Annotated in this window: 14 protein-coding genes; 13 read left to right on the plus strand and 1 reads right to left on the minus strand. The window is 68.4% G+C overall.

What is annotated here, in order from left to right:
• Positions 1-143: 143 nt before the first annotated feature.
• The 13 genes from M673_RS20440 (at position 144) to M673_RS20500 (ending at position 16638) form a co-directional block, all read left to right on the plus strand.
• Complete coding sequence (locus tag M673_RS20440; RefSeq protein WP_061978564.1) at positions 144-920, plus strand: inositol monophosphatase family protein; 777 nt, start codon at positions 144-146, stop codon at positions 918-920.
• A 21-nt stretch (positions 921-941) separates the two neighbouring features.
• Positions 942-2348, plus strand: coding sequence for an ethanolamine ammonia-lyase subunit EutB (locus tag M673_RS20445; protein WP_061978565.1), 1407 nt, complete (start codon positions 942-944; stop codon positions 2346-2348).
• Entirely contained in the window at positions 2345-3169 is an 825-nt protein-coding gene (gene eutC / locus M673_RS20450) for an ethanolamine ammonia-lyase subunit EutC (protein WP_082639911.1), read from the plus strand. The genes M673_RS20445 and eutC overlap by 4 nt, the downstream gene beginning before the upstream one ends.
• Before the next feature lie 285 nt (positions 3170-3454).
• Positions 3455-4381 (plus strand): siderophore ABC transporter substrate-binding protein, encoded by a 927-nt coding sequence (locus M673_RS20455; protein WP_244493229.1) that lies wholly within the window; start codon positions 3455-3457, stop codon positions 4379-4381.
• Positions 4382-4436: 55 nt separating this feature from the next.
• The gene (locus M673_RS20460; protein ID WP_061978702.1) at positions 4437-5390 is read left to right on the plus strand and encodes an ABC transporter permease; all 954 of its coding nucleotides are present in this window, start codon (positions 4437-4439) and stop codon (positions 5388-5390) included.
• A gap of 7 nt (positions 5391-5397) precedes the next feature.
• On the plus strand, positions 5398-6366 hold the full coding sequence (locus M673_RS20465; protein ID WP_061978566.1) for an iron chelate uptake ABC transporter family permease subunit: 969 nt from the start codon (positions 5398-5400) through the stop codon (positions 6364-6366).
• Positions 6363-7121 (plus strand): iron ABC transporter ATP-binding protein, encoded by a 759-nt coding sequence (locus tag M673_RS20470; protein WP_061978567.1) that lies wholly within the window; start codon positions 6363-6365, stop codon positions 7119-7121. The genes M673_RS20465 and M673_RS20470 overlap by 4 nt, the downstream gene beginning before the upstream one ends.
• 281 nt (positions 7122-7402) lie before the next feature.
• On the plus strand, positions 7403-9670 hold the full coding sequence (locus M673_RS20475; RefSeq protein WP_082639914.1) for a TonB-dependent receptor: 2268 nt from the start codon (positions 7403-7405) through the stop codon (positions 9668-9670).
• Positions 9671-9794: 124 nt separating this feature from the next.
• The gene (locus tag M673_RS20480) at positions 9795-11573 is read left to right on the plus strand and encodes an IucA/IucC family protein (RefSeq protein WP_061978568.1); all 1779 of its coding nucleotides are present in this window, start codon (positions 9795-9797) and stop codon (positions 11571-11573) included.
• The gene (locus M673_RS24990) at positions 11557-13284 is read left to right on the plus strand and encodes an IucA/IucC family protein (RefSeq protein WP_061978569.1); all 1728 of its coding nucleotides are present in this window, start codon (positions 11557-11559) and stop codon (positions 13282-13284) included. Before M673_RS20480 ends, M673_RS24990 begins: the two co-directional genes overlap by 17 nt.
• Positions 13281-14549, plus strand: a complete 1269-nt coding sequence (locus M673_RS24995; protein WP_061978570.1) for an AMP-binding protein — start codon at positions 13281-13283, stop codon at positions 14547-14549. The genes M673_RS24990 and M673_RS24995 overlap by 4 nt, the downstream gene beginning before the upstream one ends.
• Positions 14546-15817, plus strand: coding sequence for a DUF6005 family protein (locus M673_RS20495; protein ID WP_061978571.1), 1272 nt, complete (start codon positions 14546-14548; stop codon positions 15815-15817). Before M673_RS24995 ends, M673_RS20495 begins: the two co-directional genes overlap by 4 nt.
• Entirely contained in the window at positions 15814-16638 is an 825-nt protein-coding gene (locus M673_RS20500; RefSeq protein ID WP_061978572.1) for a sugar phosphate isomerase/epimerase family protein, read from the plus strand. Before M673_RS20495 ends, M673_RS20500 begins: the two co-directional genes overlap by 4 nt.
• A gap of 13 nt (positions 16639-16651) precedes the next feature.
• Here the strand turns inward: M673_RS20500 and M673_RS20505 are convergent, their stop codons facing one another.
• Positions 16652-18259, minus strand: a complete 1608-nt coding sequence (locus M673_RS20505; protein WP_061978573.1) for an inorganic phosphate transporter — start codon at positions 18257-18259, stop codon at positions 16652-16654.
• Positions 18260-18283 lie beyond the last annotated feature (24 nt).

The raw sequence follows: 18283 nt of genomic DNA on the forward strand, positions 1-18283 counted from the left end.
TGCGAACCAAGCAGATCACCCCCTATTCTTTGCACGTTTCGATCCGCCCCCATCGCTTTTCCGCTGCCCGAAGGCGAGACGCGTGGCGCCGGCGCGGTGTATGTCTCCTCGACTGGCCGATTCCTCCGAAGGCGTTCCGACGAATGGCATCCTCCCCCTCTCCCGCCGATCTTCTTGCCTTCGCCGAAGGCTTGGCCGATGCCGCGCGGCCGATCGCGCTCGCCCATTTTCGAACGGCGCTCGACATCGTCTCCAAAGCCGACGAAAGCCCGGTGACCGTCGCCGACCGGGCGATCGAGGCCGAGCTTCGCGCGCGGATCGAGGCGCGCTTTCCCGAGCACGGCATTTTCGGCGAGGAGATGGGCGTCAAGCGGGGAAGCGGCCCGACCTGGGTGATCGACCCGATCGACGGCACCAAGAGCTTCGTCACCGGCCTGCCCCTGTTCGGCACGCTGATCGCGATGCTGGAGGAGGGCCGCCCCGTGCTGGGGCTCATCGACATGCCGGCGCTCGGCGAGCGCTGGACCGGCAGCGCCGCCGGCGCTTTCCTGAACGGGCGACCGGCGCGGACCAGCGCCTGCCGTGCGGTGAAGGACGCCCGCTTCTTCACCACCTCGCCCGAGCCGTTCCGGGGCGCGGACGAGGCGATCTACCGGCGTTTCGTGGAGGGTACGGCGATCCGGCGTTTCGGCGGCGACTGCTACGCCTATGGTTTGCTGGCCTCCGGCCATTGCGACCTGATTGCCGAATGCGGGCTGCAGCCCTACGACTACATGGCGCTGGTGCCGGTGATCGAGGCGTCGGGCGGGGTCGTGACCGACTGGTCGGGCGCGGCGCTGACGCTCGGCTCCGACGGGCGCGTTCTGGCGGCCGCGACGCCCGCGCTTCATGCCGAGGCGCTGCGGCTCGTCGCGGGTTGAGGTGAAGGAGACGGCGCGGGCATGGCCTATTCGACCACGATCGGGGGAACGCGCTTCGGCTTCGAGGACCTGCGCACGCTGATGGCGCGCGCGACGCCCGAGCGCTCCGGCGACCAGCTGGCCGGCATCGCCGCCTCCGGCCCGGTGGAGCGCATCGCGGCGCAGATGGCGCTGGCCGACCTGCCTCTGAAGACTTTCCTGGAACAGGAACTGATCCCGTCCGAAACGGACGAGGTGTCCGATCTCATCGCCCGGCAGCACGATGCGGCGGCCTTCGCTCCGGTCTCGTCGCTGACGGTCGGCGCGTTTCGCGAATGGCTCCTGTCGCCGGCGGCCGATGCGGCGGCGCTGGAAACGCTGACCTATGGGCTGACGCCCGAAATGGTGGCGGCGGTGTCGAAGATCTGCCGGATGCAGGATCTCGTCGCGATCGCGGCCAAGCGCCCGGTGGTCACGCGCTTTCGCTCCACGATCGGCCTGCCCGGCCACCTGTCGACCCGCAACCAGCCCAACCACCCGACCGACGCGACGGACGGCATTCTCGTCTCGGCGCTGGACGGGTTGCTGATGGGATCGGGCGACGCGGTGATCGGCGTCAACCCGGCCACCGACACGCTGCCGGACTATATCCGCATCGTAGAGCTTCTGGAGACGCTGCGCCTCAAGCTCGGCGTGCCGACGCAGCATTGCTGCCTCGGCCATGTCACCGTGGCCATCGAGGCCATGGCGCGCGGCGCGCCTGTGGATCTCGTGTTCCAGTCCGTCGCCGGCTCGCAGAAGGCCAACCAGGGCTTCGGCGTCGATCTGGCCCTGCTGCGCGAGGCCTATGATGCGGGACGCGCGCTCGGCCGCTGCCCGGCCGGCGGGCAGTTCATGTATTTCGAAACCGGCCAGGGCTCGGCCCTGTCGGCCGAGGCGCATTTCGGCGTCGACCAGCAGACCATGGAAACGCGGGCCTATGCCGTCGCGCGCGAATTCGACCCGCTTCTGGTCAACACCGTGGTCGGTTTCATCGGGCCGGAATACCTGTTCAACGGCAAGCAGATCATCCGCGCCGGGCTGGAGGATCATTTCTGCGGCAAGCTGCTCGGCCTGCCGATGGGCGTCGACGTCTGCTACACCAACCATGCCGATGCCGACGGCGAGGACATGGACGTGCTGCTGACGATGCTTTGCGCGGCGGGCGTCAACTTCGTCATCACGGTGCCGGGCGCCGACGACATCATGCTGAACTACCAGTCGCTGAGCCATCACGACGCGGTCTATGCGCGCGAGACCTTGAAGCGACCTCCGGCGCCCGAGTTCGAGCGCTGGCTGCGCGAGACCCGCATTCTGAATGCCGAGGGGCGCCTCGCCTCGGACGGCACCGGCGCCCTGCCCGCGCCCTTTCTCGACGCCTCCCGGCTTTTGGAAGGGCGCGTAGCATGACCGGGCGAAAGCCGGAAGACGACGCGGCTTCTTCACCCAGCGTCGGCGAACCACGCCCGCGCTCGCTGCGCGATCTGGCGGGGCTGACGCAGGCGCGCATCGCGCTGGGCGCGCATGGCTCGGGCGTTCCGACCGGAGCGGCCTTGCGCTTCAATCTCGACCACGCCCGGGCGCGCGAGGCGGTCTGGACGGCGATGGACGCCGAGGCGTTGGCCGCCGCGCTGGCGGCGCAAGGGCTCGCCTCGCTGGAAGTATGGTCCAACGCCGCCAACCGCGCCGACTATCTGCGCCGCCCCGATCTCGGTCGCACGCTCTCGTCCGGGTCGGCCGATGCGCTGCGGGCCGCGCGGGGCGAGGCGCCGGGCTTCGATCTGGCGATCGTCGTGGCCGACGGACTCTCGGCCACCGCCGTCGCGCTCAACGCCGCGCCGCTGGCCGGGGCGCTGGCTGAGCGCGCGGCGCGCCTCGGCTGGCGCTTGGCGCCCGTCGTCATCGCCCATCAGGGCCGCGTCGCCTTGGGCGATCCCGTGGGCGCGATGCTGGGCGCGCGCTGCGTCGCGCTCCTGGTGGGCGAGCGGCCGGGCCTTTCGGCAGCCGATAGCCTGGGCTGCTATCTCACCTTCGCGCCCGAACCCGGCCTGCCGGACTCGCGGCGCAACTGCCTGTCCAACATCCGCGAGGGCGGGCTGGGCATCGAGGCGGCGGCCGACCAGATCATGGCGCTGCTCGCCCTGATACGGGCGCAGACGACAAGCGGCGTCGCACTGCGCCGCACGGACGAGGCGGCCGCGATCGAGCGGCGCGGCGGCGAACTCACCTGAGCCCCGCTATCGTCTCGAAGAAGGGGCGAGAAGGAGGCCCGGGGTCATCCCTTTAAGCGCGCCATCGGCCAAAAGCGGTCTACGGAGCCGACGGCGCGCGCCTTCGCCGGTCATCCATCGAGGCCGCCGACATCTTTCATACGCGCGCTTCAGGCAATGAAGCTTAAGTGCGGAACGCACGTCAGTTCCCGCGTCCGTGCCATCAAGCGGGCGGATAACTTGACAAGTTTGATCCAGATTTCGTAGCCACGCCCGATCCCTCGCCTCCAATCCCGGGCCCGCTTCATGACCAGACTTTGCATCAGCCTGATCCTGTCTGCCTGTCTGGCGCTCGCGATGGGAGGATTCGGCGCGTCCGTCTCAGCGGCCCCCATTACCGTGCCGCATGCGCAGGGCGAGACGGTGCTGCCCGGTGTGCCGACGAAGGTCATGGTGACGGACTGGGCGGCGTTCGACAATCTCGAGGCGCTGGGCGTCCCGGTTTCCGGCGTGCCGGCCTCCGCGACCCCGCCCTATCTCGCCGGGCGGATCGGCGCCGACGCCCAGCGCATCGGGTCGTTGCAGGAGCCCGACATGGAGGCCATCGCTGCCGCCGAACCCGATCTCGTGATCGTCGCCTCGCGCTCGCGCACGGCCTTGCCGACCCTTTCCCAGATCGCGCCCACCCTCGACATGAGCGTCGACAATGCCGATCTCGTCGGCGGCGTGAAGGCGAGTTTGCAGACTTATGGCCGCGTCTTCGGCCGCGAGGCGCGGGCGGGCGAGCTGGTGGCGGCGCTGGACGAGAGGATCGCGCAGGCGCGCGCGGCCATGGCGGGCAAGGGAACCGGCCTCGTCCTTGTGGTCAATGGCGGGCGGCTCGGCGTCTACGGGCCGGGCTCGCGGGTCGCCTGGATCTACGACGCGCTAGGCGTTCCCTCCGTGCTCGGAGACGTCAGTGATCGCGACCATGGCGGCGACGCGGTGTCCTTCGAATATCTCCTGGAGCGCAATCCCGACTGGCTCTTCGTGGTGGATCGGGACGCCGGCATCGGCAACGAGGGAACCGCGCGCCAGGTGCTGGACAACGAGCTGATCCACGGCACGAAATTCTGGGCCAAGAACCAGATCGTCTTTCTCGACCCGGCCGCCGCCTATGTCACCATGCATGGCTATTCCGGGCTGATGCTGATGCTCGACCAGATCATCGCGCGTGCCCGCGACGCGTCCTGAACCCCTCGTGCCGCCGTCCAATTCTTCGCGGCGATGGCTTAGGCGCGCGCCGCGCCTGTGGCTCGCTGGCGCCCTTCTCGTGACGCTCGCGCTGGCGATCGTCAGCTTGTTCGTCGGCGTTGGAACCGTGACGCCGGACCGTCTCTGGTCAGACGCCGAAGGTGGCCAGGCGCTGCAATTGCTTCTCGTCAGCCGCATTCCGCGCACGCTCGCCATTCTGCTGGCCGGGGCTTCGCTCGCCATCGCCGGGCTGGTGATGCAGACGATCGTGCGAAACCGCTTCGTGGAGCCGTCCACCGCAGGCACGACGGAATCCGCCTCGCTCGGCTTTCTCGCCGTCACGCTGCTGGCGCCGGGCTGGCCGGTCATGGCCAAGATGGGCGTCGCCGCCCTCTTCGCCTTTGCCGGCACGGCGCTGTTTCTTCGCATCCTGCGCTTCGTGCCGCTGCGCGACGCCATGCTGGTGCCGCTCGTCGGCCTCATGCTGGGCGGGGTCATCGGCGCGGTGACGAGTTTTCTCGCCTATCGCTTCGGCCTCCTCCCCTCGCTTCTCGCCTGGACGATGGGGGATTTTTCCGGCGTCCTGCGCGGGCGCTACGAGTTGCTCTGGCTGGGCCTCGTCGCCGCGCTTCTGGCCTATGGCATGGCAGACCGCTTCACCGTCGCCGGAATGGGGCGGGACGTCGCGACAAGTCTCGGCCTGTCGTATGAGAGCGTGGTGACGCTCGGCCTCGCGCTCGTTTCCACCATCGCGGCCGTTACGCTCGTATCGGTGGGCGCGATCCCGTTTCTCGGCCTCGTCTTGCCCAATCTCGTCAGCCTTCTCGTCGGCGACAACATGCGCGTCACCGTGCCTTGGGTGGCGGTGCTCGGTGCGCTCTTCGTCTTGGTCTGCGACATTCTCGGGCGCGTCCTGCGCTATCCCTACGAGATCCCGATCGGCACCATGGTCGGCCTCGTGGGCAGCGCGGTGTTTCTCGTCCTGATCCTGCGCGGACGCCATGCGTGAGACGGCCATGCGTGAAAGCGCGGTGATGAACCGGCCGCGCTGGGTGCTTCTGGTGCTCGTGCTCCTCGCGCTTGGAAGCGCCGCCCTGTTCCTGACGCTCGGTGCGCGCGGCGGCTGGGGCTTCGTTCTCGCCTTTCGCGGCGGTCGCCTCCTGGCGCTGGCCACCGTCGCCTTCGCCGTCGCCGTGTCCACCGTCCTGTTTCAGACGGTCACCGAGAACCGCATCCTCACCCCGTCCGTCATGGGGTTCGACTCGCTTTTCGTGCTGGTGCAGACCGCGCTCGTCTTCGCGCTCGGCCAGGGCGCGCTGGTTTCGCTGGGTCCGATCCCGCGCTTCGCGTTGAACGTCGCGGTCATGACCGGCTTCTCACTGCTTCTGTTCCGATGGCTCTTCCTCAGGGAGACGCACAGCCTGCACCGGCTGGTGCTGGTCGGCATCGTTCTCGGCATCCTGTTCCGATCGCTGTCCAACTTCCTTCAGCGCATTCTCGATCCGAATGCCTTTCAGGTACTGCAGGACACGCTGTTCGCCAGCTTCTCGCGCGCCGACGTGAGCCTTCTCGGCGTCTCGCTCGTGCTCATCGCGGCGGCTTCGCTCGTGCTCCTGCGCATCGGCCATCGCTTCGACGTGCTGACGCTCGGGCGCTCGCACGCGATCAGTCTGGGGCTCGACCATCACCGCACGGTCATGACCATCCTCCTTTGCGTGTCCGTTCTGGTGGCGGTCTCGACCGCTCTTGTCGGCCCCGTCACGTTCTTCGGGCTCTTGGTGGCGAGCCTCGCGCGGGCGCTGGTGGGCGACAGCCGGCATCGCTTCGTTCTGCCCGCCGCCGTGCTTCTGGCGATCGTGACGCTGGTAGGCGGCCAGACGATATTGGAGCGCGTCTTCCGCTTCGACACCGCGCTTTCCATCATCGTGGAGTTTTTGGGGGGCCTCGTCTTTCTCGTTCTCGTGCTGCGGGGAGCCGCCCGATGATCCAAACGCTCGGCGTGACCAAGCGCTATGGCGAGACGCTGGTGGTGGACGACGTGACGCTCACCATCCCCAAGGGCGGCCTCACCTCCATCATTGGGCCGAACGGCGCGGGCAAGTCGACGCTTCTGTCGATGATCGCCCGGCTGGTCGGGCTCGACGCGGGCGAGATCCATGTCGGCGGGCTGGATGTCGCGACGACGCCCGGCTCCGTCATGGCGCGCCATCTCGCCATCCTGCGGCAGGACAACCACCTGACCGCGCGGCTCACGGTGCGCGATCTCGTCGCCTTCGGGCGCTATCCCTATTCGCGCGGGCGTCCCACGCCGGAGGATCGGGATCATGTCGAGCGCGCGCTCGGCTATCTCAATCTCGGCGATCTCGCCCATCGCTTCCTGGACGAATTGTCCGGCGGCCAGCGCCAGCGCGCCTTCGTCGCCATGGCGCTCTGCCAGGACACGGACTACGTCCTTCTGGACGAACCCCTGAACAATCTCGACATGCGCCATGCCGCCGGCATGATGGGCCTTTGGCGCCGGGCCTGCGACGAGCTCGGAAAGACCGTGGTGATCGTGCTCCACGACATCAACTTCGCCTCCTGGCATTCCGACCACATCGTCGCGATGCGAGGCGGGCGCGTCTGCCGGCAGGGCAGGCCGGAGACGATCATCCAGGCGGCCGCCTTGCGCGAGATCTACGACATGGACATCGCCGTCCACGAGATCGCCGGGCGCCGGGTCTGCCTTTTCTACGAATAGAAGCGCCCACCGAACCCTATTGCGGTTCTGCGGAGCACCCTCGCCGAGCCTCGGCGTGTCTTGCATAAGCTGTGGCGACAGACGACATCCGTCCCATTACTAAGGTCGACTTAAGTACATCGATAACCCGATTGTGATTTGGTGTGGCACATCTGCAAAACATGAGTATGATTCTCATGTTTTAGAGACGTTCTTCGTTGAGGCCGGGCACTTGGGATCGCTAGACCCGACGCGATCCTGTTTCGTGGGCATGCCAGCCCACCCGTCCCGGAGACCCCAGTATGCCACCGCGCGCGTTCGCCCCGTCCTCCCTCGTCCTCGTGAGCGTCTCGCTCCTCGCGCTCACGGCAGGTCCCGCTTCCGCTCAGGAAGCGCGGCGCGCGGCCGGCAACGGCGCGGCGAACACGGTGACCCTCGACACGGTCGTGGTGGAGGGCTCGGGCACCTCGGGTCAGCCGCCCGCCACCGGCACGCTCGGCCAGCCGCCCGCGCCCTATGCCGGCGGGCAGGTGGCGACCGGCGCACGGCTCGGCGCGCTCGGCAATCGCGATGTGCTCACCACACCCTTCAGCGTCACCAGCTTCACGGAGAAGCTGATCCGCGACCAGCAGGCCCGCACCATCGCGGACGTCGTGTCAAACGATCCGTCCGTGCGCAACGACGCGCCGGCCTTCAGCGAGCGCGACAGCTTCTTCATTCGCGGCTTCTCGGTGGTCAATCTCGACACCGCCTATGACGGGCTCTTCTATCTCGCCAACCCGCGCCGCTCGTTCCTGGAAGGCATTGAGCGCGTCGAAGTCCTCAAAGGGCCGTCGGCGCTTCTTAGTGGCGGCGTTGGCCGCGTCGGCGGCACGATCAACCTCGTTCCCAAGCGCGCCACGGATCAGCCCATCACACGGCTGACCACGACCTATGTCGGCGACAGCCAGGTCTGGCCGCAGTTCGACCTCGGCCGCCGCTACGGACCGAACGGCGAATGGGGCGTGCGCGTCAACGGCTCCTATCGCGCCGGCGACACGCCGCTGGACGGCAACGAGAACGAGGTCACCGTCGGCGCGCTGGGTGCGGACTATCGCGGCGAGCGCGTGCGCGCCTCGATCGATCTCAACCATTCCGACCAGAAGATCGACGCGCCGACCTCGCTCTTCAACGCCGCCGCGCCCGGCATCGTCATCCCGAGCGCGCCGGACGGGCGGATCAACACCGCGAACGGTTTCGAGTTCATCGATTCCACCTACAACATGGCGGCCGGACGGGTGGAGTTCGACCTGTTCGACGAAACCACGATCTACGCCGCCGGCGGCATCAGCCGCTATCGCGAGGACTTCCTCACCTCCTCCTACACGATCGGCGATTCGCGCATCCGCAACCCGCGCCCCGGCGACGCGCAGGTCGACTTCGGCTTCAACCCGCAGGAGATCGAGGGCCGCTCCGGCGAGATCGGCCTGCGCTCGCGGTTCGACACGGGGCCTGTCGGCCATCAGCTCGCCGTCTCGGCCTCCAGCGCGCGCAACGAGAACCACCGCGGCGAGTTCAACCCGCGCAACCTGCGCTTCCAAACCTACACCACCAATATCTACGACCCGACGCCCTTCCGAGGCACCCGGCCGAACCTTGCCGGTCTTCCCACCGCCAGCAATCTCATTCCCTTTGCCGATGTGCTTGCCAACAGCCTGTCGCTGTCCGACACGCTGTCCTTCGCCGAGGACCGCTTCCAGCTGACGCTGGGCGGGCGATACCAGGAAATCCGCTCGCGCGGCTTCAACACGCGGCCCGGCATTCCCAGCGCTCCGGTCGGCGCGCGCAACTATCTCTACGAGGATTCGCGTCTCAGCCCGGCGGTCGGCGCGCTGGTGCGCCTCACCGACCATTTCTCCGTCTACGGCAACTATATCGAGTCGCTGAACGAAGGGCCGACCGCGCCTTCCACGGCCCTCAACGCCAACGAGATCTTCGCGCCGATCGTCGCCAAGCAGAAGGAAGTCGGCGTCAAATACGATTTCGGCACGTTCGGGCTCACCACCTCGCTGTTCGAGATCGAGCTGCCCAGCGGCTTCACCAACCCCGCCTCGCGCCTCTTCTCGGTGGACGGGCTGCAGACCAATCGCGGCGTCGAGCTCACGATGTTCGGCGAGGTGAGCGACAATCTGCGCCTTCTCGGTGGCGTCACCTTCATCGAGGCGGAGCTGACGCGCACGGCCGGGGGCCGGTTCGACGGCAACACGGTGCCGGGCGTGCCCAAGACCGCGTTCAACCTCTACGGCGAATACGACCTGCCCTGGATCACGCCGGGCCTCACCGCCACCGGCCGCGTGGTCTACAGCAGCGGCACGCGCTACGACCAGGCCAACACGCAGCGCGTGGACGGCTGGACGCGGGTCGATCTCGGCGCGCGCTACGCCTTCACCGGCCCTTACGACAAGCCGGTGGAGCTGAAGGCGCAGGTCGAAAACGTCTTCAACGAAAACTACTGGGCCTCTTCCGCCCGCGGCTTCCTCGCCGCGGGCGCGCCCCGCACCGTCCTCGTCTCGGCCTCCTTCGAGTTCTGAGCGCCGAAACGACGCCCTCGCAGGCGGGCGGCGGAACCGAACGGGGAGACCCTGTCCCCTCCCACCGCCGCCCGCCCAGCCGCCAGACCTTCAGCCAGACCTTCAGCCAAGGGGGGCCTTGCCCATGTCGGACACCTCCGAGCACGTCGCCGAGATGGCGGCGTTCCGCAGCTTCGCCAATGGTTATCTCCGGGAGATCGACGCCGGCATCGGCGTGCGGCACGCCCTGGCCGACGGCCCGCCCGCCGCTTGCGTGGAATGGGCTCTGCCGGACCAGCGAGCGCTGCTGCGGGCCGAGCTTCGCTCGCCCTCGCTCTGCGGCGCGCATGGGTTCGGGCGGCTGTGGACCCGGCAGGTGCACGAGCCGCGCTGGCGCCTCACCGCGCCCATGGAGGCGATCCAGCTTCTTTTACGCGAGGCTTATGCGCGGGTCGAAGGGCCGGAGAGCCAGGGCGCGCGCGGACGCGAACTGGCGCTTCTCGGCCGCATTCTCGACAGCTATCGCGAAACCGCGCGGCAGGTGGCGCTGCGGCGGCGCGAGCCGCTGGACGAGACGGATTTCATCGGCGCGGAGCGCGCGCTCCTGTTCGGTCACTGGCTGCACCCGACGCCCAAGAGCCGGCACGGGCTGACCGACTGGCAGGCTCGCCGGTACGGACCGGAGGAAGGCGGTACGTTCCAGCTCGCGGTTTTCGCCGCCGACCGCTCGCTGGTGCGCCAGGACTCGGCGGCCGGGCGCGCGGCCGAGACCATCGCCCTCGACCTGCTGGGCGAGGACGCAGCCACGCTGCCGCTCCGCTCAGGCGAGGTGGCACTGCCCATGCATCCGCTGCAGGCTGAGGCGCTTCTTCTTCAGCTCCCTGTGGAGGCGGCGATGGCGTCTGGCGCCCTGCGCCTTCTCCGGCCCTGCGGCCCCCGCTTCGCCGCCACATCCTCGCTGCGCACGGTCTACGCGCCGGAAGCGGCCTGGATGGCGAAGTTCTCGCTGCCGGTCACGCTCACCAATTCGCTGCGCGTCAATCGTCTGGCCGAGCTCCAAGCCGGCGTCGCCATGGCGCGGCTTCTCGCCCGGCTTCCCTTCACGGCAAGCGTTCCGCACTTCCATGTCATCGCCGATCCCGCCTATCTCACGCTTACCCTGCCGGGGCGCGAGGAGAGCGGGTTCGAGACCGTGTTCCGCGAGAACCCGTTTCGCGACGGGTCCGAGCGCGGCATCGCCGCCATCGCGGCGCTGACGGCCGAGCCGCTGCCGGGCCAGCTGTCGCTCTTGGAGCGGCTGGTTCGCGGGCTCTGCACGCCCGGCGGCGAGCGGCCCGCAACGGTCGCCCATCGCTGGTTCGAGCTTTATCTCGACTGCTGCGTGGAGCCGGTGATCGCCCTCTACGACCGGCATGGCATCGCGCTCGAAGCGCACCAGCAGAACGCCCTTGTCGACGTCTCGTCGGGCTGGCCGACCCGGGGCTTCTACCGCGACAATCAGGGCTTCTATCTCTCGGAGGCCGCCCGGCCCCGGCTGGAAGCGCTGGTTCCCGAACTCAGCGGCATCTCCTCGCTCTTCTTCGACGATCAGGAAATCCGGCGGCGGCTTTCCTATTATCTTGTGGTCAACCAGCTGTTTTCCGTCGTGGCGCGGCTCGGGCAGGACGGGCTGGCAAATGAAGCCGACCTGCTGACAAGGCTGGCGGCGCGGCTGGAGCGGATCGGGCGCGAGGCGCGCGGGCCGGGGCGGGCTTTCGCGCGCGCGCTTCTCGACGCGCCCGTGCTCTTCACCAAGGCCAATCTGCGCACCCGCCTCCAGGACCGGGACGAACTGGCGAGCGGCGACGGGTGCGGCCTCTACCGCCCCCTGCCCAACCCGCTGGCGAAGATCCGGGAACGAGCGCTCGATGCTCTCGCGTCCTGACGCCGTCGCCCGCGAAGGGGCGGAGGAGCGCGTCGTCCGGCAGCTGGCGGAAGCCGCCCTCTACGAGGGGCTGGCAGAAGACGTGGCCGTGGACGAGCGCGCTGAGACGATCACTTGGCGGCTCGGGCGAACGAAGCTCCGCGCCCGAGGCGGCATCGGCCCTTTCGGCCGTCCGCGCATCGAAGCCGGCACGGTGGAAATGGAGGACGCGAGCGGCGGCTGGCGCAAGCCGGAGGCGGCGCTTCTGGTGAACGCCCTGCCCGCCTCGCCGGAGGCGCGCGAGCGGCTGGCGGCGGAGCTGGCGCAGACGGTGGCGCTCTGCGATTGGAACGCGAAGACGCTGCCGTACCGCGACCGGCGGACCTTACCCTTCGCGCTCCTTGACGCCGCGATCGACGAGGGCCACGCCTATCATCCCGCCTTCAAGGCGCGGACGGGCTTCACGCTTGCCGACCATCGGCGCTACGGGCCGGAGGCTGCCGAACCCTTCCGCCTCCCCTGGCTGGTGATCCGCCGCGATTGTCTGGATCAGGTCCTACCCGAGGCCGAGGACCGCTTCTACAGCGGACTCCTGGGCGAGGATCTCGACCGGATCGCGCGCCTTCTCGAACCGGCAGGGCTTCGCACGCACGCGCTGATGCCCATCCATCCCTGGCAACTCCAATATCTCAAAACCGGCCCCTTCGCCCAATGGCTGACCGATGGCCGCGCGCGCGAGCTGGGGGAGGCCGGGCGCCGCTACCGGCCCAGCCAGTCCTTGCGCACGCTCCACGACGCCGACGACCCGACCGCGCCCAGCGTCAAGCTGGCGATGAGCGTGATGAGCACGTCGAGCCTTCGCATTCTCGATCCGCATTTCGTTCTGACCGCCCCTGCCCTTTCGCGCTGGCTCTGCGAGATCGTCGCGAGCGATCCCTTGTTCCGCACCCGCTACAGGCTGGATCTCCTGCCCGAGGACGCGGCGATGCTGGCCGATCGGGGCGGCCCGCTCGCGGGCCAACTCGCCGCGATCTGGCGCGGGAGCCCCCGCCTCGAACCCGGCGAGGCCGCCGTGCCCTTCAACGCGCTCTGGGCGCAGGAGGCGGACGGCTCGCTCTTCGTCGCCCCCTGGCTCGAGGCCCATGGCGGCGCCGAGCGCTGGCTGGCGCGCCTGGTGGAGGTCGCGGTGCTGCCGGTCTGGCATATGCTCCTCGCCCACGGCGTGGCGCTGGAGGCGCATGGCCAGAACATGATCCTCGTCCACCGGGACGGCTGGCCCGAGCGCGTGATCCTGCGCGATTTCCACGAGAGCGCCGAATATGTGCGGGAGTTCGTGCGCGCGCCCGACCGCATCCCCGATTTCGGGGCGATCGACCCCGCCCATGCCGGCCCGGCCGACGATCGGTTCCACGCCATGCGCTCGCCCGCCGTTCTGGCCGAACTCGTCACCGACAGCCTCTTCGTCTTCAGCCTCGCCGAGCTCACCCATCGCCTCGCGCGTCGGCATGGGCTGGACGAGGCCGGGTTCTGGCCGGCGCTGGCTCGAAGGCTCCTGCGCCACGCCGCCGAGCACGGGCTGGAGGCCCGGCTTGAAGCGCTCGAGATCGGCGGGGCGGGCTTGCGCGTGGAATCGCTCCTCAGCCGCAAGCTCGGCGCGGGCGCGGACCAGAGCAGCCACCTTGTGCCCAATCCCTTTCGATCCATCCTGAAACCCGGAAAGACCGCCCGATGATCGAGATCGACGAGCGCGTGATCGCGCCCACCCAGATGCGGGACCATATCGCCGGTGTCGCCTCCCTGTTCGGCGCTGCGGCCGAACGCGGCGAGCGCGTCGCCGCACGCTGCCAGGACCCGGCCGAAAGCCTCGCCTTCGTTCTGGCAGCGCGCGAGCATGGCGTGACGCTCCTGCCCATTCACCCCGCCCTGCCGGACGAGGGCGCCCGCCGGCTGGCCGAGCGCGCCGGCTGCCATCTCCTGTTTTGGGATGGTCCCGAGCCGATCCGTCTCGCGCCGGCACCGGCCCATCCCATCGGCGAAGCCGCGCTGCTGCAGATGAGTTCGGGCACGACCGGCGAGCCCAAATGCATCGCCCGCTCCTGGCGCGCGGTGGGCGAGGAGATCGAGAGCTATGTCTCGGCCTTCCCCGAGCCCGCCGAGATGACGCCCGTCGTCGCCTGTCCGATCACGCATTCCTACGGCCTGATCTGCGGGGTCCTCGTGGGGCTGCGGCGCGGGCGCGTGCCCGTCATCCTCGACACCACCAATCCGCGCGCGCTGATCCGTCGCCTCAAGGCCATCGACCGCCCGCTTCTCTACACCTCCCCCGCGCTTCTCCACACGGTGAGTCGCCTTCTGCCGGAGGGGGAGACGATCCACGCCGCGATGACCTCCGGCACGGTCCTGCCCGCGCCTTGGTTCGCGCAGATCCGCAGCCGCGTCACCCATCTGTTCCAGCAATATGGCTGCTCGGAAGCCGGCTGCATCGCCATCAATCCCGACCTGACGGCGGCCGACCACATGGGCCGCGCACTGCCCCATCACCGCCTTCGCGCCGGCGCGTCGGCCGAGGCGCCGGCTGAGATCGTGGTGGAAGGCGTGGGCGGCCCGGTGCGCACCGCCGATCTCGGCTATCTCCAAGAGGACGGAATGCTCGTCTTCGTTTCGCGCATGGACGACACGATCAACGTCTCCGGGCTCAACGTCTACCCCGGCGAGGTGGAGGATCGGGTGATGGCCATGCCCGGCATCACCGACGCCGTCGCCTTCGCCCGGCCCGACAGTTTCGCGGGCGAGCGGGTCGCGCTCCTGTTCACCGCCGAAACGCCGATCGACCCCCGCGCCTTGCAGGACTGGGCGCGGCGCTGGCTGGCGGGCCATCAGGTGCCCGGCGAGGCGATCCAGGTCGAGGCCCTGCCGAGGCAGGCGAACGGCAAGATTTCTCGCCGCGCGGTGGCCGAGGCCTATCGAAACGGCGCCTTCGACCGGGTGACGGCATGACCCGCGAGGCGATCGTGGAGGCAATCCGCGCCGTTCTCAGCGACGAGATGCGCCATCCCCATCTCGATCGGTTCGGGCGGGACGCGCGGCTGAACGAGGACCTTTACCTCGATTCCGTGCAGCTTCTGCAGATCATCCTCGCGCTGGAGACCCGTCTCGCGCTCACCATTTCAGACGAGACCGTGAGCCGCCAGGACGTCTCGACCGTGGCGGATCTCGCGGCCCTTCTCCTGCCGCAGGGCGAACCGGCCCCGGCCGCCGAGGCGGTCAAGGAGCCCGTAAGCGAGGGCGTCCATGGCGAGATGCCCTACGACCTCAAGATCCACTGCTTCGTCAGCTGCGTCTGCGACGGGTTGAAGAAGCGCGGCATCGACCACCGGCCCTATTACGCCCTGATCTGGGACGCCGAGTTCACGATCACCGACGATTTCCGCCTCGCCTATCATTCGGACGCGACCGACCACGAAGCTTTCCGCCACTGGTTCGAGCGGCTTTACGGCGTGCGGCTGGACACGTGGTACGACGCCTCGCTCTCCAAGGACGCCAATCTCGCAACGCTGCACGACCTCGTCGAAGAGAGGCGCGAAAGCGAATGCGTCATGGTGATGCTGGATATGTTCCACCTGCCCGAGCGCGAGAACAAGTTCAACCAGAACCCCTTCCCGCATTATCTCATGCTGGAGCGAACCGAGGACCCCGACGTCTGGCAGGTCAGCGATCCCGACTTCCGCTGGGAGGGCCGGATCGAGCGCGACAGGCTCGAGAACGCCATCCGGCAACCCAGCGTCGCGGGCGGCTATCGCTTCGACATGGCCGAGGCCCATGCGCCCGCCAGCGCCGATCTCGACGCCTTGTTCCAGGCCTGCCTTCACCTGGCGTCCAACCCACTGATCGACGCGGTGCGGGCCATCGTCTCGGCCCATGCCGAGGGGCGGGACGGTCTCGAACTCGCCGGCCTCGGCGAGGCGCTGCGCGAACTCCCCGTCATCACCATTCGCAAATGGGCCTACGAGCACGGCTTCGCCTTCTTCTGGCGGGCGCTGAAATGGCCTCATGCCGAGTTCGAAACCGTTTGCGACGAGATCGAGACGCTCGTGAACGGGCTGACGGCCCTCCACTATCAGGCTCTGAAAGTCGCCAGGACCGGCGACGCCGCGCTCGCCGCCGCGCTCATAGACCGGCTCGATGGTCTCGACGCGGTGGAAACCGCGATCAAACAACGGCTGGGGGAAGCCTATGCCGCCTGGCGCAGGGGTGTCGTCTCATGAAGGTCTCGCTGTGCACGATCACCTTCCGCCATCATCTCGTCTCGATCAGCGACATCGCGGGTTTCGCGCGCCGCGCGGGCTTCGACGGGATCGAGCTCTGGGGCGCCCATGCCCGCAATCTGGGCCCGGGAGAGCATGCGGCCTGGCTGTCGGCGCAGGGCCTCACCGTTCCCATGCTCAGCGACTATCTGCCCCTCGACGCCGAGGAGGACTGTTTCCGCCGCTGCATTAATGAACTCGGCGAACTCGCCCGTCTTTGGGGCGCCCCTCGGGTGCGCACCTTCGCGGGAAACCGGGGGAGCGCGGCGACATCAGCCGGGGAGCGGCGCTTCCTGACCCGGCGCCTGCGCGAGGCGGCGGCGCGGTTCGGGGACCACGGGCTGCGCCTTCTGGTGGAGACCCATCCCGGCACGCTGGCCGACGGTCTCAGCTCGCTCCTCCAGCTTCTGGACGAAGCCGCCGACCCGGCCCTTCGCGTCAACTTCGACACGCTGCATGTCTGGGAAGGCGGCGCCGACCCGCTGACCGCGCATGATCAGCTGGCCGGGCATATCGACTATTACCACCTCAAGAACGTTCGCCGCCGGGCCGATCTCGGTGTCTTCGAGCCCGCCAATGTCTATGCGGCGGCGGGGCGGCGGGAGGGCATGACGCCGCTTTTCGAGGGAATCGTTGATTATCCCCAGTTTCTGCGGGCGCTGCCGAGACACGCAAAGGCCTCGCTCGAATGGTTCGGCGGGAACTGCCACGCCGTTCTCGCGGCCGACCTCGCCGCGATCCGGCACTTGCCGGACGCATCACGCCTGCGGGCCACGGGCTGAGGCGGCGCGGCCTTCAGAAAAGGTGGAACAGAACGAAGTAGAGGCTGCCGGCCAGAAGGATCGAGACCGGGAGCGTCAGGACCCAGGCGGCCGCGAGATTACGCAAGGTCGCGATCTGAAGCCCTGAGCGGTTGGCGACCATCGTGCCGGCGACGCCGGACGAGAGGACATGCGTGGTGGAGACGGGCAGGCCGAAGCCGTCGGCAGCCCCGATCATCGCCATAGCGACGAGCTCGGCGGACGCGCCCTGGCCATAGGTCAGGTGCGACTTGCCGATCTTCTCGCCGACGGTCACGACGATGCGCTTCCAGCCGATCATGGTGCCAAGGCCGAGCGCGAAGGCGACGGCCACCTTGACCCAGGTCGGAATGAAGCGGGTCGCGGCGTCGAGCGAGGCCTTGTAGGTCGAAAGGGTCTGAGCTTCCGCTTGGGTGATGCCAAGCGACGTCTCCTTGGACAGGCGCTTCACCGCCTCGGCGGCGAGATACATCGAGTTGCGCAAGTTCTTGGTGGCTGAGGCCGGCACGGCTGCGAGCGAGCCGTAGCCGGTGACTTCCGCGTCGATGCCGCGCATGAGGCCGATCAGGGCCGGCACCGTTTCCGGCGACAGCATCTTGTCGGCGATGTAGCGCGTCACGATCTCGGCCGGGGCCGCGGGCACCGCGGCCTGACCGGCATGGGTTTGCAGCACTGCCGTTGCCGCCGCCGACGCGGTATGGAAATCGGCGACATAGCGAGCGGGCACGGCGGTGTTGAGGGCATAGGCCGTCGGCACGGTTCCGATCAGGATCAGCATGATGAGGCCCATGCCTTTCTGGCCGTCGTTCGATCCGTGCAGGAAGCTCACGCCCGTGCAGGTGAAGATCAGCAGCCCGCGAATCCAGGCCGGCGGCGGGGTCGCGCCCTTGGGCTCCTGATAGAGCGCCTCGTTGCGAACCAAGATCTTCATGGCGAAGAACAAGAGGGCGGCGAGGCCGAACCCGAAGATCGGCGACAGAAGCAGGGAATAGCCGATCTTCGTCGCCTCGCCCCACTCGACGCCGGCGGTGCCGCTCTGGCCGTTCATCAGCGCGTTGGCGAGACCGACGCCGATGATGGAGCCGATGAGCGTGTGGGAGCTCGAGGACGGGAGCCCATACCACCATGTCGCGAGGTTCCAGAGGATCGCGGCCAGAAGCAGCGCGAACACCATTGCGAACCCCGCGCCGGAGCCGACTTTGAGAATGAGCTCCACCGGCAGGAGCGAGACGATGGAGAAGGCGACGGCCCCGCTCGACAGGAGAACGCCGAGGAAATTGAAGAAGCCCGACCAGACGACGGCGACGTTCGCCGGCAGGGAATGGGTGTAGATGACGGTCGCAACCGCATTGGCGGTGTCGTGGAAGCCGTTCACGAACTCGAAGCCAAGCGCGATGAGAAGAGCGAGAAACAGAAGCGCGAAGGGCAGATAGGTCGTGGTCTGCACGCCGGCCGCCGTGGCGTCGGAATAGATGCTGTAGCCGACATAGAGAATGGCGGCGAGAACGGCCGCCGCAAATCCCAGCTTCCCCGAGCTTCCGAGCCCACGATCGAGATCCGGCCGACGCGCCTCGAGGCTGAGGTTCGGATTCAAGGTGCTCATCGCGGCGTCCCCCTACACAATTTG

It is taken from the genome of Aureimonas sp. AU20, from assembly GCF_001442755.1.
GTDB lineage: Bacteria > Pseudomonadota > Alphaproteobacteria > Rhizobiales > Rhizobiaceae > Aureimonas.

What these genes read in the sequence shown, in the direction of transcription:
- M673_RS20470 (WP_061978567.1), top strand. Translation starts at nt 6,363, where the DNA reads ATGATCCAAACGCTCGGCGTGACCAAGCGCTATGGCGAGACGCTGGTG.
- eutC (WP_082639911.1), top strand. Translation starts at nt 2,345, where the DNA reads ATGACCGGGCGAAAGCCGGAAGACGACGCGGCTTCTTCACCCAGCGTC.
- M673_RS20495 (WP_061978571.1), top strand. Translation starts at nt 14,546, where the DNA reads ATGACCCGCGAGGCGATCGTGGAGGCAATCCGCGCCGTTCTCAGCGAC.
- M673_RS20445 (WP_061978565.1), top strand. Translation starts at nt 942, where the DNA reads ATGGCCTATTCGACCACGATCGGGGGAACGCGCTTCGGCTTCGAGGAC.
- M673_RS20500 (WP_061978572.1), top strand. Translation starts at nt 15,814, where the DNA reads ATGAAGGTCTCGCTGTGCACGATCACCTTCCGCCATCATCTCGTCTCG.
- M673_RS20440 (WP_061978564.1), top strand. Translation starts at nt 144, where the DNA reads ATGGCATCCTCCCCCTCTCCCGCCGATCTTCTTGCCTTCGCCGAAGGC.
- M673_RS20455 (WP_244493229.1), top strand. Translation starts at nt 3,455, where the DNA reads ATGACCAGACTTTGCATCAGCCTGATCCTGTCTGCCTGTCTGGCGCTC.
- M673_RS20480 (WP_061978568.1), top strand. Translation starts at nt 9,795, where the DNA reads ATGTCGGACACCTCCGAGCACGTCGCCGAGATGGCGGCGTTCCGCAGC.
- M673_RS20505 (WP_061978573.1), bottom strand. Translation starts at nt 18,259, where the DNA reads ATGAGCACCTTGAATCCGAACCTCAGCCTCGAGGCGCGTCGGCCGGAT.
- M673_RS24990 (WP_061978569.1), top strand. Translation starts at nt 11,557, where the DNA reads ATGCTCTCGCGTCCTGACGCCGTCGCCCGCGAAGGGGCGGAGGAGCGC.
- M673_RS24995 (WP_061978570.1), top strand. Translation starts at nt 13,281, where the DNA reads ATGATCGAGATCGACGAGCGCGTGATCGCGCCCACCCAGATGCGGGAC.
- M673_RS20475 (WP_082639914.1), top strand. Translation starts at nt 7,403, where the DNA reads ATGCCACCGCGCGCGTTCGCCCCGTCCTCCCTCGTCCTCGTGAGCGTC.
- M673_RS20465 (WP_061978566.1), top strand. Translation starts at nt 5,398, where the DNA reads ATGCGTGAAAGCGCGGTGATGAACCGGCCGCGCTGGGTGCTTCTGGTG.